Annotated in this window: 1 pseudogene; it reads right to left on the minus strand. The window is 63.2% G+C overall.

The features are described 5' to 3' along the window. A pseudogene (locus tag KVT37_RS33195) lies at positions 1-231 on the minus strand (hypothetical protein); the annotation flags it as partial.

Below are 231 nucleotides of genomic sequence, written 5' to 3' on the forward strand. Positions count from 1 at the left end.
CCTCCGATTGCGGCCCGGTCGTCACTCCGAATTTCAGCAACTCGTCCCGACTAAGTTCCCTGTGCTTGGCAGATTCGGCCTGCTGCATGGCAGCGAAAAAGCCCGTACCGATCGCCATCTCGCCGAGATACGCCCTCACTTTGTCTTCCCTGCCCATGGCGTGTTCAAGGAAATGCGCATCGGCGCCAACCAGGCGCCTGGCGCCGCCCGCGACCATCACCTCGCAGGCCG

Source organism: Mesorhizobium sp. GbtcB19 (genome assembly GCF_019091085.1).
Taxonomy (GTDB): Bacteria; Pseudomonadota; Alphaproteobacteria; order Rhizobiales; family Rhizobiaceae; genus Mesorhizobium.